This window comes from Algibacter sp. Ld11, assembly GCF_045066735.1.
Taxonomy (GTDB): Bacteria; Bacteroidota; Bacteroidia; order Flavobacteriales; family Flavobacteriaceae; genus Algibacter.
The window spans coordinates 123,693-137,975 of sequence record NZ_JBISHH010000002.1 but is presented as its reverse complement, the minus strand read 5'-3'; the positions used below and the strand labels follow the sequence as shown (position 1 = coordinate 137,975).

At 30.5% G+C, this 14,283-nt stretch carries 10 protein-coding genes; 5 read left to right on the top strand and 5 right to left on the bottom strand.

What is annotated here, in order from left to right; translation table 11 throughout:
• The first annotated feature begins 4 nt into the window (after positions 1-4).
• From ACJJV4_RS00405 to ACJJV4_RS00395, 3 genes are read left to right on the top strand one after another with little or no spacing between them, the layout of a single operon-like run.
• Positions 5-646 (top strand): hypothetical protein, encoded by a 642-nt coding sequence (locus ACJJV4_RS00405; RefSeq protein ID WP_405290991.1) that lies wholly within the window; start codon positions 5-7, stop codon positions 644-646.
• A complete protein-coding gene (locus ACJJV4_RS00400) occupies positions 630-1,286 on the top strand; it encodes an ATPase (RefSeq protein WP_405290989.1) in 657 nt (218 codons plus the stop codon). The genes ACJJV4_RS00405 and ACJJV4_RS00400 overlap by 17 nt, the downstream gene beginning before the upstream one ends.
• A gap of 41 nt (positions 1,287-1,327) precedes the next feature.
• Complete coding sequence (locus ACJJV4_RS00395; protein WP_405290987.1) at positions 1,328-2,446, top strand: hypothetical protein; 1,119 nt, start codon at positions 1,328-1,330, stop codon at positions 2,444-2,446.
• On the opposite strand, the gene ACJJV4_RS00390 is transcribed toward ACJJV4_RS00395, so the two are convergent.
• The 5 genes from ACJJV4_RS00390 to ACJJV4_RS00370 all read right to left on the bottom strand — a co-directional run bounded on the left by ACJJV4_RS00390 (position 2,439) and on the right by ACJJV4_RS00370 (position 11,116).
• The gene (locus ACJJV4_RS00390; protein WP_405290985.1) at positions 2,439-2,711 is read right to left on the bottom strand and encodes a hypothetical protein; all 273 of its coding nucleotides are present in this window, start codon (positions 2,709-2,711) and stop codon (positions 2,439-2,441) included. The genes ACJJV4_RS00395 and ACJJV4_RS00390 overlap by 8 nt on opposite strands.
• A complete protein-coding gene (locus tag ACJJV4_RS00385; protein ID WP_405290983.1) occupies positions 2,665-3,153 on the bottom strand; it encodes an AbiV family abortive infection protein in 489 nt (162 codons plus the stop codon). Before ACJJV4_RS00385 ends, ACJJV4_RS00390 begins: the two co-directional genes overlap by 47 nt.
• A gap of 50 nt (positions 3,154-3,203) precedes the next feature.
• Positions 3,204-3,887, bottom strand: coding sequence for a hypothetical protein (locus ACJJV4_RS00380; protein ID WP_405290981.1), 684 nt, complete (start codon positions 3,885-3,887; stop codon positions 3,204-3,206).
• Positions 3,841-10,302 (bottom strand): NACHT domain-containing protein, encoded by a 6,462-nt coding sequence (locus ACJJV4_RS00375; protein ID WP_405290979.1) that lies wholly within the window; start codon positions 10,300-10,302, stop codon positions 3,841-3,843. The genes ACJJV4_RS00380 and ACJJV4_RS00375 overlap by 47 nt, the downstream gene beginning before the upstream one ends.
• Positions 10,303-10,465: 163 nt before the next feature.
• The gene (locus ACJJV4_RS00370) at positions 10,466-11,116 is read right to left on the bottom strand and encodes an N-acetylmuramoyl-L-alanine amidase (protein WP_405290977.1); all 651 of its coding nucleotides are present in this window, start codon (positions 11,114-11,116) and stop codon (positions 10,466-10,468) included.
• Between the two features lie 177 nt (positions 11,117-11,293).
• On the opposite strand from ACJJV4_RS00370, the gene ACJJV4_RS00365 reads away from it, so the two are divergent.
• Positions 11,294-11,581 carry a hypothetical protein gene (locus ACJJV4_RS00365; RefSeq protein ID WP_304404433.1) on the top strand — a complete coding sequence of 96 codons (288 nt, stop codon included), beginning with the start codon at positions 11,294-11,296 and terminating at the stop codon, positions 11,579-11,581.
• A gap of 305 nt (positions 11,582-11,886) precedes the next feature.
• Positions 11,887-14,283, top strand: coding sequence for a TraG family conjugative transposon ATPase (locus tag ACJJV4_RS00360; protein ID WP_405290975.1), 2,397 nt, complete (start codon positions 11,887-11,889; stop codon positions 14,281-14,283).

The following is a 14,283-nucleotide window of genomic DNA, read 5'->3' as shown; positions in this document are numbered from 1 at the left end:
ATGTATGAACTACATAAAACATCTTAATGCGTGTTTTCAAAAGTTTCATGACGACTCTAGGTTAAACCCAACTCATATAAGTTTATACATGGCACTTTTCCATTTTTGGAATATTTATAAATTTCCTGAAAGTTTTTATATAAATCGACAAGAAGTAATGAAACTTTCTAAAATTGGTTCTAAAGCCACCTACCACAGGTGCATAACACATTTAAATGACTGGAAATTTATCAAATACATGCCTTCCCATAATCCATACAAAGGCAGCCAGATAAAGATGCTCAATTTAGGTACAACTAGTAAACAGGTAATAAACGAGTTTAAAACTAGCGTAGAACAAGCCTTAGTCTCTAATACAAACAGTACTAAACAAATAGAAAACTATAATAAACAAGAGCTTCCAAAAAACAAAATTGAAGTTATTAATTTTTTTATAGACAAAAAATGGCCAAAATTAGAAGCTGAAAAATTTTATAACCACTATCAATCCATTGGATGGAAAATTGGTGGTAAAATAAAAATAGTGGATTGGCAAGCAAGTGCTAGTAATTGGATATTAAAAACTCCAAAACATATAAACCAACTGTCTCAAAACAAAGACAACCTTAAAACCAGTAAAATAAAGAATTATGACCAACCCCTCTAAAATAAACGAAGGTGGCGTTGAATTCTCAATAGGGACATTCAACGGAACGTCTGTACATTATAATTTCAAAAAAATCCTTGTTTACCTCAACGCCAAAGGTAAGCTGCTATTTGGAAAACACTTTAAAATCTATGATGAAGACCATGAAGTCATTTTAAAACTATGTAATTATATCATTAAAGATTACGAAAACTGTGAACGCGATGGTATAGATCCCAATAAAGGCATTTTACTTTCTGGACCTGTAGGCTGTGGAAAAACAAGTCTAATGAGGCTTTTAAAGTTTATTGTTCCCTTACAACGCCCATACATTGTTATTCCTTGTCGGAATATTGTATTTGGCTTTAATCATGTTGGGTATAAAATAATCGAAGACTATGGTAATACTCAGTTTTTTTGCTTTGACGATTTGGGCGTAGAACCCATGGGCAGATACTTTGGGAAAGATTGTAATACCATGGGCGAAATATTACTATCACGTCACGAGTTTTTTTTAAACCATGCCATAAAAACACATGCTACTACAAATTTAAACGCCCAGGAATTAGAAGATTTATACGGCAACCGAGTAAGAAGTAGAATGCGACAACTATTCAACCTTATAGCATTTGATAAAAATGCTAACGATAAACGAAAATAACCGATTTCCAGTTTCATGGAAACAAAATAAACTTAACTACAATGAAAATAGCAACATTCAACATCCAGAACTTATTCCATAGAGATAAAAGCCTTTTAGAAAAACCGGTTGGCAAAGTATTTACAGATTGGATAACAGAACTAGACATGCTCATGCTTCAACCTTCAAAAACACCAAGTCAACAAGATCGTATTAGAGAATTATCATTTTTAATTGGTTTCGAAAAATCCAGTGCTAGACCCTATGCTGTTTTACGCAGAAAAGCAGGCTTTTTGTATATGAAAGGAATCAGTCATTCTATTGAAAATAAAGCTAGTGATCTCACAAATTGGAACGGTTGGATAGAACTTCAAACCATCCCAATTCAACCCCATGCTACAAAACATAAAGCCCAAGTTATTGCCGATGTAAACCCGGACATTCTTCTATTACAAGAAATTGAAGACAGAGCATCTTTAGAAGATTTTAATCAACTTATTCTACCTCAATTTAACTGTAAACCATTCGAATATTCCTTTGTTATCCAAGGTAATGATATGACAAGTTTAGAAATGGGAATACTTCTAAGAAAAGACTACATTCTAGAGGCCGTAAGAACACATAACATAAATACGGAAATTAATGACGATGGTAAAAGCCTTATAGAGTACGAAATCACTACTCCATCGAAAGAAAAACTATGGTTGCTAAATACCTATTTACAAAAACGTACCAAAAACCATGATGAGTCTGATAGTATTAGAAAAAATCAAATCTTCAAAATCACAGAAGTTTACAACAACCTAATAAGCCAAGGTAAAACCAACGTTATTATCGCAGGTACATTCAACGCGCCATCTTATTGCGATTCTCTTTCTCCTATAAGCAAGAATACCGCCTTAAAAGACATTACCAAGCATTTATCTTTTGAAGTAGATATGGACAAAAAGGACGATGCTAATTATTTTAGACTAGGCGCTTACAGAAAAGGTGTTAATATCAAACAGAAAGATTTTATGTTCCTCTCTCCTGCTCTATTTAATAAAATGACCGATAGCGGACTAAACAGAAAAGCTATGTGGCCTAATAAACGTCCGCAATGGTCTACTTATAAGTCTGTAACTAATAAAAGTGTGGAAGCTAGCGAGCATCCTTTGGTTTGGGGGAATTTATTTACTTGATTTTATTTATCTCTTTAAAAGAAAAGTCTTTTAATGTATCATTTATAAAAACATGCAAACCATTTTTTATTTCCTCAATCTTATCATTTGACAAATGCCTTGTGATTGAGGGATGAAATAAAATTCTTAATTGTTTATAAAATATAATCAGCCGATTGGAAGTTTCCAAAATAGAGTCGTAGTTTTCTTTTACCACAATTTTTTGCGGAATTAATATTTCATTCTTGTAATCTACATAAAACCCTGCATTTTTTAATGACTTCAATCCTATTCATTACAGTACTAACATTTGATAACACAAATGCTGAGTCAGATAAAAATTGTAATGTATTATTAAGCCATTTCTTTTGGGTGTTCGGAATTTGCTTATTTATTTTTCTATTTTCCCACTTATCAATTGTTTCAAATAGAGACATTCCAGTTTCAATAAGCATTTGAAGCGAATGCCTTATTTCATGGTTTTTAAAAAAGCCTTTAGCATCTTTAAGCAAATAAACTCTATACCCATTAGCATGTAAAAATACCAGTATAGCTTTAATTATTTCTTCAGAACTCAAAATAAGTAATGAACTTGCGCTACTATATGATTTATTTACATGTGCTAATATTGAAGAATCAAACTTTAACTGTTTTGCATTTTCAAAAATATGAAGATGTAAACCTTTTGATTTTTCTTTGGATAAATTAATGAAAGTAATCTCTTGCATCGTTTCAATTTATGTTTTATTTAAAAGGATATATTCTATTATCCTTTTTTTTATAAATTATTAAGTACTTGCTTTTTTAATCTCAACAATTCTTCTTTTTGTTCATCTAGCTGCTCCTCTAAATCAATAAATAAATTTTCTATTTTTTCATTTTCAGTAATCTCTTTTTCTGAATCATTGCTAAAAGAAATTGTAATTTCCTTTATTGAATCTAAATACTCTACAACGCTCTTTTCGTCATCAGATAAAAAACTACCATGTTTCTCAATCCATTCTTTATCTTTTTCCAAAAGCTCTTCACTAATCATTGAAATTATTGATTTGCGATAGATTCTTTCTGAATTATTTTTCACAATTTCCAGAAAGCTAAGCCAATTTGAATTTTTATTTCTTAAACCATTATTATTTCCCAAAAATCTATGACGAATAAAAGGATGCTCGTTTTTTTTGAGTAATGATAGAACATCAATTATTGGTTTTAACTTTTCCGTAGGTTTCTCAATTGGTATTCGTTCTCTTTTTTCCCATATTTCTAATATTACATTACAACACTCCTTCTGAAGCTCACTTTTTTCTTGTTTTGACTCACATTTATCTATATTATTCATTAATTCAACTAGATAGTGCCCCATCCATCGAGCTAATGTATTTACTGTATAGACAAGTTCTAATTCAGCTATTAGTTTTTTACCTAACTTTAAAATTTCTTCCTCTGAGTGTTTTAACTGTTCCATCTGATTTTAATAAATAAATTTTAGTATGTTCCCAAGGCTGCTCACTGTTATCACTCCAATATTGACTTTCCTTGAGTTGTTTAGTTATTTGGCACTTTATAATCATATTCATATTCTCCGTTTTCAAAATTTCTAATATGAAGTCAATATCAACTTTGAATATTTCGCCAGAACTCTCTACATTTTTAATATCTCTATATCTACTATCACTCGTTTCATCCCAAAATTCGAATGAAGACACTTTATTATCATTTAGCTGAGCGGCCTTCAAATCATTACTAAATTCGATTTTGAAAAATTCTTGTATTCCAGTTCCAAATGTGATAATACTTTTACCTGTTTTTTTTGCTAGAAAATCATGCTTATCTAATCCATCATATTCTGTGTCATTAACTTTCAGCCAGCTTTTATAAATTAGACCACAATTATTAATTTCAAAACGCTCTCCATCGCTTTCTATAGGGATTGCATAATCGTGTTGGTTTTCTGCTGTTTGAAAAGCTCTTAGTAGTGCTTCTGACCCTTTAATCGAGACCAAGGCTGAACGAATATAAACGGATTCACTATTATCTCCAATATAGCGAGTAAATCCACCATGAGGTATTATAAATCTTTCATTATAAAATTCTGAAAAACCTATTTCGTTATCAAATTTCTCTTCATGAATTACATCTCTCCATTTTTTATCAAATTTATCATATTCATTTTCCCAAAATTTGTTTAATAAAGGTAATGGGTCTCGCAAATCTGAAGCCCAAAAATCATTCCAAGTAATGGCTTTTGATTTGAGCCAATATTCCCAAGAACCCCAGTCATTATAATCATCATCATCATATTTTTTTAATTGAGGTTCTTTCTCCAACAACACATTTGCAGCACAAAACATAGCATGGTATTCAAAATAGGTATCTAAACTTTCAACTTGTGGATTGCTTCCTTTTCTCTTATCCCTTAATCCCCAATCGTAATTTCGAGTGTAATCATCTTTATTTATATCGCCAGTATACCCCCATTTTTCTACAATATATTTATCAGCTATGTCTGCGACATCATATTCAGACAAATTAAAAATGTCTCCAAGATTACTATACCAATAAGGTAATACATCCATACCATCAAAATCAAACCTCCAACTTTTATCTGAAGTTGAGTTATATCTTCTTTGCTTTCTTGAATATGATTCTTCTTTTACTTTATCAAATTTACTTACTAAGGCATTTTCAATTATTTCTTGTTCTTCTTTATTGTAAATCTTATCATTATATTTTAATAAGTTCTGGCAGACTCTTTTAATGAAAAAATTAATTAACACATGTGGTAATTCTTCATTTTGAAGTTCTTTGATAAAAAGTTCTTTTAAGTCCACAAGCTTTTCAGGTACTTCGGCACTTATTCTATCTATTGCAATCCAAAGATATAATTTGGCAGAAATCCAATAAAAAATGTATTCCTCATTCTGAAATGGACTACAATTGGTTTCATTTTGAGCTTTAATTAGATATTTAAGAATACTTTTATCACCAAGGTTAACAAGATTCCTTATGCTATGAATTGCTTCCCATCTTAGTTCTTTATCTGGAAGTCCTAAATACAATCGTAAAATATTTGCAATAGCTTCATCAGTATCTGATGGTGGAAGTAACTTATCAGTCCATAAGCCATCTCTAAAATCAAACTTTATGTTTTTATTCCATCTATTTAAAACCCAATTGAAAATTTCGGTATTATCTTTTATAGTGAGTCTATTTTTAATTAAGAAAAATACGCTATATATAGATTCATCTGTTAATACTTCTATCTTTTCTGGTAAAATTTCAAAAATAATTTCTCCTAATTGAGTTTCGTTAAAATCAAACATTTTAGCAAATTCTAACAACTTACCGATACTAAGAGAATTACCATAATCAAAATTTTCAAACCAAGCTAAAATAACATACCTAAATTTCTCTTTTTTCCATTGTTTTAAAGAGGGATAAAAACTCCATTCCTCTAATCGCTCTCTGATAGCATCTTCAAATGAATAAAAACTTAAAAGCTCCGAGTCTATATCCACAATAGCATCCAATTGATTTGTATAATCCTTAGGCTGACATATATTTTTTATCTCAGTCAAAAAATTATCTATTTTCCATCTGTTAGAATAACTGTCGTTATTTTCAATTATAGTGCTAATAGCTTTTTCCAGGTCTCTTGTTGAACTTATACCAATACCATTAAGGTCTATCTCATGGACAAATTTTTCTTTATCAAAATCATTAGAATATGTGCTTTCTTTTTCTTTTTCAACTGTTTCTCTAAAGTTTAAGTACGCTTCAATTTTTTGGATTATTTGCATTTCAACAAACGCGCCTGACTTAATTGCATTATAAATATGATTTAACGTACTTTTATTTTTATGAAGTAAGCAATCTCTATAAATTATTTCAACAAATTTAGTTTTACCAATTAAGTCTTTTGATTCATCGTATTTAGTTAAAATCATATCATAAAGTTCAATCGATTCATCTGTAAAATATTTATACTGATACATTGGAATTAACGAACCTGCTACAACATGATTAATCTTACCTTTCTTAAGAGAAAATTTTAAAATAGCTACAATATATTTAGACAAACTAATTACACCTCTATGATGCCATCTAGACGCTGTCGTAAACATTGAGTTAAAATTAATATCTGCAATTCCAAACAAAGCATTCTTATAAGGGAAATGCTTTTTATCATAACCTTCTAACATGTAATCACTATATTCTGCAAACCTAGCATACTCATGGGCAAGTTTAGGATCTATTTTTTCAAAACCTATCTTTGCTAAATCTGACAAACAACTGATTTTAGAGAATGCTTCAAAATCAATTTCTTCTGTTGCATTTATAGCTTCATTGAAGTAATACTTACCAGAATTAAAGTCTATTTTTCGGCTTAATAAAGCACATTTTATATAACTTTCTATTCTTTGTGATGAAGGGTTTGAACCAGTTTTAATCAATTCATCAATTTCACTTAGTATTTTGAGATTTTTATTCAAGAAAGCTTTTTCGTGAATTGTTTCTTCAACAATCCAAAATCTCATCGCAATTTTACTTGCGTTACTATCTAAGGATCTAACAAGAATATCTATTAAATCATTATTGTTAATTTTTACTGCAAAGTTTGCTAGAAGACTAGCAAAATAATTTACTTTCTCTTTATAACTATGTCCGTTTTCGTACCTAAAACTATAATCTCCAGAAAAAGACTCACAAATATTCTTAAACGTAATATCTGCCTCTTCAACGGTAATTTTTTTAGAAACAAAATTTGTATTTAATTGAAAGATGGGTAAAATATGTTTATAAAAACTCGTAAACTCTTTTTTCTCTCTTTCTAACGAGTTTTTCTTTTCGTAATCTTCAATCTTATCAATATCATTAAATTTATCTGGAAGTAAACTTTCGACTGACAATAACTCATCATCAAGAAATGCTTTTAAAGATTTAATCTTTAAAAATAGATTTATTTTGTCTGCATCATCATCGCTACCATGTCTTCGATAAAAGCTAGGAATGTATTTTGGTAACTCAAATTTAATATGTTTTAGAATACTGTTTACTAACGATTTATCAATATTATTAGATATTAATATCTCACAGAAATCGACCAATATGTGTCTGAATTTAATATTGAACTTAATTACTTTTCTGGATAGAACTTTTTCAATTTCACTAGTAATCATTTTTAGTTCAAAATCTTGATGCATCCTATGTTTACAGGATTTAGTAATAACAAATATCTTGGCATCAATTCTTAAAGTCTCTATTTTAAACCATTTATTAATTTCTGTTTTATTACTAAATAAAAACAAACTCTCAATTAAATAATTTCCTCCAGATAATCTAACTTCTCTAGGTGTCCACCTATTAATTGAACTCAAGGCTTCGTCAACACCAACTAATCTCAAAATTGCTTCTGTGTAATAAGCTATGTCCTTACTTGAAATAGGGTATTTATGTAAATCATCTTTTTTGACAGAGTCACTTCTCCAGTTAAGCCATTCTTTAGCTGTTCTTAAATGTTTTAAAGCAGCTTTATGATTCTCTGTCTCTCTTGAATACACACCTGCTAACTTCATATGAAATGAGCCAGCCCATGATTTTTCATCTGAATTGAGTTTTAGCTTATTAAGCGAAGTATCATCTCCAAATTCAGAGACTAAATCAGGATAATCAATTAATAAAGCAGTTAAGGCTTTATCCTTTTTAGCTTCTTCGGCTGCTATAAATATGAGTTTAAAATAAGTTAAGTTATCATCAAAATTATTAGCCATCTTCATTGCTAATCTCGTCCTACTTATATAAGTTGCTCTATTTTTTATTGGGTCCTCTGGAAGTAATAAGAACTTTCTTTCTAGAACTATATCCTTTAATAATTGATTTTGCTCTGACTGAAAAAGTAAGTTGCCTAAATTAACTGAAGCATAACTATCATTCTCTGCATTTTTAAGAAAAACTTCAGTTATTTGAGTTAACCTTTCCTGACTTAGTGAATAATTATCTCTAATATAATTTTCAAAATCTTCATCACGAAATTCAAAACTATTATTTTCAAAGATAAGACCAGTCCAGATTTCAGATGATATATCTAATAGAAAACTTTGACTGACATCTAATATTTCTGCTAAATAATTTATAGGTACAGGTCTTGGTAATCCAATTAAAAGACTAAAAAAATCATCTATTATTATTTTCTCTTTATTGGACACCTTTTTTTTGGCTTCTTTAATTTTATCTAGAATAAGTAACTCTACTGTTTTTCCGTTTGGCTTTAAAAAATTTATAACTTCTTTTATGCCTTTCTTCTTCAAATCGATAGAGTAAAATTGAGCTCTTGGAATCCCATTTGTGTATTTTCGAAATTCAGAAATTTCTGTATCAGAGATTTCTGGAAAGTATTTTTTTATAAACTGAGTCGTTTCTTCTAAACTAAACGGTTCTAACTCAATATCAATGTAATCTTCTGGTAATTTAAGTGACTCTTTTCGATGCGTCCTGGTAGTCACAATTAAATTGCAACCTGAAGGTATATCCATATTTAAAATATCTTGCACAAAGCTCTTTTCTCCATTATTGTTAGCTGCTGTTATACTATTATCTGCTGCATCTATAATAATGGTAAGAGTAGCATTGACATCTCTTTGTTTTATAATTTCCACAGCGTGTACAATTCTTTTTTTGAACTCTTTTACATAAACATCACTCTGTAAAGGAAAGTGCGTAATCAAAAAATCTGTTCCTATTTTTTTTGCTAAATCGTTCGAAATATGTGTTAAGGCATTTTTGTGTAAATGTCTATTATCTTCAGCATTTTGGTACGAACCAGAACCATAGCAATCAAAGGTTAGACATTCGTTATTATCTGGTAAGTTTTTCTGTATTTGCTGGATTATAGTAGATTTTCCAATTCCTGCACCACCATGAATACATATTGGAAGAAAATCGGTGTTTGCATTAATCTCAGAATTTATTGATTCTAATTGCTCTCTTAAAACACTATTCTTATTATCCTCTAAACTTTGAGAAACAGGAAATAAATTTTCTATGCTACCATCGTTAAATCCTAAATTTGCGATTACGTCTATTATCGTAATTTTTCGTCTGCTTCTAGCTTCTGGCATCATTTTATCAAAAACCAACTCTCTTAATTGATTATATTGGATTTTTGAATTATAAGTAGTTCTAGGAATATCTTTATATAACTGAATTTTCAGATTAAGTCTAGAATCTACACCACAATCACCCAAGTCAAGTAATCGAATAAAATCAGTAAACTCTGTTACTTTTAATCTGGAAGCTGCAAATAATTTTTTTAACGAATTGCTATTCTCGGGATTATCCTTAAGTACCTTATTAAAACTTACTTTTCCTTTCTTTTTAAGTAGATAAGTTTTAATACCATTAATTGACTTGAGATGCTTAGCGTTAAAGTTTCTATTAGTCACTAACTTTATATGTACTTTCTTCAAAACTGAATCTCTGCCGAATTCATCCAAATAAAGCTTAAAAATATCCGCTAATCTATGAACTAAAGATCCTTCTGTAGATTTACTTTTTTTTCCTCTGTATAATTCTCCAATTGTGTAATTTTTACCACTTCTAAGTGTGCTATATTTTAGTTGTGAGATAACAACCTTTTCGGCTTCTATATAATTATCCCCACCATAATATTCACTTAAATCAACTCCTAGTAAATTTTTCCCAGTTGGATCCAACTGTTCTGATTCTGACAATTCAACTCCTTCAATGTTGATTGCTCTTATTCCTGAATCATCAAAGTTTAATAATTCTAAAGATTTCTTTATTGTCCAAAGAATATGAAAATCATCTCCAGCACTTGACAAATCTGCATCTGGTACCTGTTTAATATGTTCTTTACCCATTTAATCTTTTAAATAATTGATTAAAATAAGATATTTTACCAGTATTATAAGGTTAAATCTAATTAAAATAAGTTTTTTTAAATCTTACATTTCTGAAATATTTAATTAAATAAAACTTTAATTATTTCCTTCAGACTTTTCACTATAGCAATCATTAACTCACTCATAACCCTAAATATTTTAAAGTACATTGCAATATCACAAGTGCAATAGCCTCATGAGATTTCTCCTTAGACAAGTATATAGCTTCATCTGTTTGAGACAAAAACCCAAGTTCTAATAAAACCGTTGCACTTCCTTTACGACTATCACGTAACACCTGAAAATCACCATATTTTAATCCTCGATTTTTAACACCCAATAGGCCTGCCAATCCTTTTTGAATTGTAAACCCTAAATAGGCAGACTCTTCCGCTTGCATGTCACTTTTAGGATATATATAAACTTCTGTTCCGGATGCTTTTGGATTAGCTGATGCATTGCAATGGATAGAAATAAACACATCGGCTTTTAGTTTTTTTGATAATCGAGTTCTATCAGCAAGCGAAACAAACGTATCTGCGTACCTGGTAAGAAAAACATCTAAAGATTGCTTGTTCAATCTATAATTGAGTTCTACTATTTTATTAGCAATACTCAAAACGATATCCTTTTCCTTCACTCCTGTTCTAGATATTGCTCCAGCATCTTTACCGCCATGTCCTGGATCTATAACTATAACAAGAGGCTTTACTTCTACCCTTTTTTGCCCGAAACCATAGCTAAAGAAACCTACACAGCATAGGCACACCAGAATTCGATTTATTACATGCATAGTAAACATTTTAGATTACACAAAATTCAATAAATCAAGAACTTCCTTGGTAATCTTCAAAAGTTTAACAGGAATAAGCGTTAAAGTTTATTGAATATCCCGCTTTACTTCCATTTCATAATAATTTCCACAAACTATTAATCATCCGTTACCATAAACAGCTAAATCAAAACTATTATGAAAAAATCAATTTTTATGCTACTCGCTATGCTGCTAGCCTCTATTTCAAGCTTTGCACAAATTGGAGGTATTGAAGACTCCGTAAATGATGTTTCCGACACCATTAGATCCATCTTCCCCATAATTTTAGGGGTTATCTTTTTAGTGGGCTTTCTGTTTAATGCAGGACATTTTTTTGGAGAAAACGCAGACCTAAAAAAAGGAATTACACGTGTACTTGTCTTTGTATTAATTGCTGGAGCCGTAGTAGGCATCTTTACTTACTTAATAAGCATTGTAGTGTAATGCACCTCATTAGGAGCTTTAATAAAATAACGGTATGAAGAAATACGAAGTCTATAAAAACATCCGTAAGCAAGCGATAATTTTCGGATTGCCTATTTCACTTTTCGCACTCATGATGATTGTTGTTATAGCCTCACTTTTGATTATCATTTTCTCTTTCAGTTTTATGATAATCATTATGGTGTTTGTGATCAATTCAGCGCTTTACGTAGGCTTAACAAAGTTTGCGCATCATCCGCAATTATTACAATTCTCAAAAGTCTTTCCAAAAATAATAAGCAACAAGAAAAATAGCACATTACACTATGAATAAAATAAATCTACAATCTTATTATCCCATTATTGATATTCATGAAAATGTTGTTTTTGCAAACAATGGTAACGTTATTTTATGCTATAAAGGCACACTTCCTGAAATATACTCGCTTTCAGAAAAGGATTTTGAAGATATACATGCCGCATGGTTTCAGGCTATTAAATCTTTACCAACCGGTTGTGTTATACATAAGCAAGATATCTACCTTAAAAAGACTTACACCTCGGAAGAATTGCCTAATAAAAGTTTTTTGGAACAAGCTACTCATAAACACTTTAAAGGGCGGGAATATATAGAACATCACTGCTATTTGTTCTTCATACTAACAAAAAGTAATGCTCTTAACAATAGTCAATTTGTTAACCCTTTTAAAAAGATATCGAAGAAGATCCCACAAGACATCGACAATCATATTAATGCATTCCTTAGCTCGGTTAGTGATTCTGTTTCATTTATAAATAATAGTCGTAAAATGGAATTCCTTCCTATGCAGGCCAAAGCGATACACGAGTTAACCAATACCTATTTTAATGGATTTAGTTACGATCTGGATACCGATATTATTCTCGACAAGGCAACCACTAGTATTGGTGATCATTATTTTGATGCTTTAGCTATAAATAGCGAACTCTGCTTTGGAGAAAGTGTACAAACTAGCAAAACCAATGAGCGTTTTACATCAGACGATTTTGTGTTTCATCAAGGTTTTATAGATGGTCTTGGTCTTACTTTGAATGAAAACCATATTGTTAATCAAATTATCTATTTAGATGATAAACATAAATGGCGAAAGCTTTTGGATAAGAAAATTGAAGAACTCAACAAGAGTTCAAATTTTGGCTCTCAAAACAAAGTGGTTCTAAAAAAAATAGAACATATACTCGATCAAATTAATACGGATGATAAAGCACGTGTCATCCGTGGCCATTTAAACATTATATACTGGGCTCGTAAAGCCAAAGAGTTAGACCAAATAGCTTCTAAAATTAAAACTGAATTTAAGGAAATAGATATTATTCCTTATTACCCAAAAGGTGAAGCCCGTAAAAATTATTTACTGAATAGCTACTTCTGTTTTTCATCTAACTTTTCGAATGAAGATTTATACGTTACCGATTTAAAACATGCTTTATGCTTATTAATAAATAACAGTAATTACAAAACAGATAAAACTGGTATTATTTTTAATGATAGAGAGCATAACATTCCCGTTTTAAAGGATGTTTGGGATGATAAAAAGAAACGCATTAAAGCTAGAAACTTTGCCATATTTGCTCCAACAGGAGAAGGCAAATCCTTTTTAGCCAATAATATACTACGCCAATATTTTGAAAGCGGAGTCCGGTTAGTGATAATAGACTTGGGTGGCTCTTACACCAAGTTTGCTAAACTCTACCCAGATCAATACACTGTATTAAGATATGAAAGCGGAAAAAACCTTGGTATTAATCCCTTTTACATTACGAGTATAGATGATTTAACACCGGAGCGCCTTGAAGATTTATCAGTTTTCTTATTTGAACTCTTCGCCTCAGATTTTAAGGTTAATAAAGCTCAATCGGTATCTATTAAAAAGATACTACGTTTTTACTATTCTGAAGTTTCAAAAGATCATTCACTTCATAGTTTTTATAAATTCATTGAAACTAGAAAAGATACCCTTTTAACGCATTTACAAATACATACGGATTATTTCAATATTACAAATTTCCTGCACATTATGTCCGAATATGTTGGCGATGGAATTTACAGTTTCTTATTTGAAATTAACGAAGATCAAACCTACAAAATAGAAGACAAACGCCTAATTGTTTTTGAACTAGATGAAGTGAAAGACAACAAAGAAATCTTGTCTGTAATGCTTAAGCTTATAAAATCTGCCATACAAAGAACCATTTGGAAAAACAGAGCAGAAAAAGGCATCATCCTATTTGATGAGTTTGCCAAACAACTCAAGTTTGAAAATGTTTTGGAAAGCGTAGAATTCTATTACCAAGCCATTAGAAAACAAAATGGAGCCATTGGGATAATTCTGCAATCCATTAATCAGCTTCCGAATAATTCAACATCTGCCAGCATTCTAGAGAATACACAAGTTATCTATAGCTTAAACAATGAAAAAGGATATGATGAACTGCAGAAACGATTAAATCTCTCTAGTCATGACCTTAATCAATTAAAGTCCATTAAAAACAACCTTACAGGCCCACGAAAATATACCGAAATGTTTATCAAAATAGGTAAAGAGAGTAACATCTTCCGGTTAGAAGTCCCTAAAGAGGTTTATGCTGCTTACCTCACAGATGGCACAGAAAACGAAGCTATTATGAGGCTTTATGAGCAACATCAAAATATGGAAAAAGCAATCACTGAGTATACATCTTAA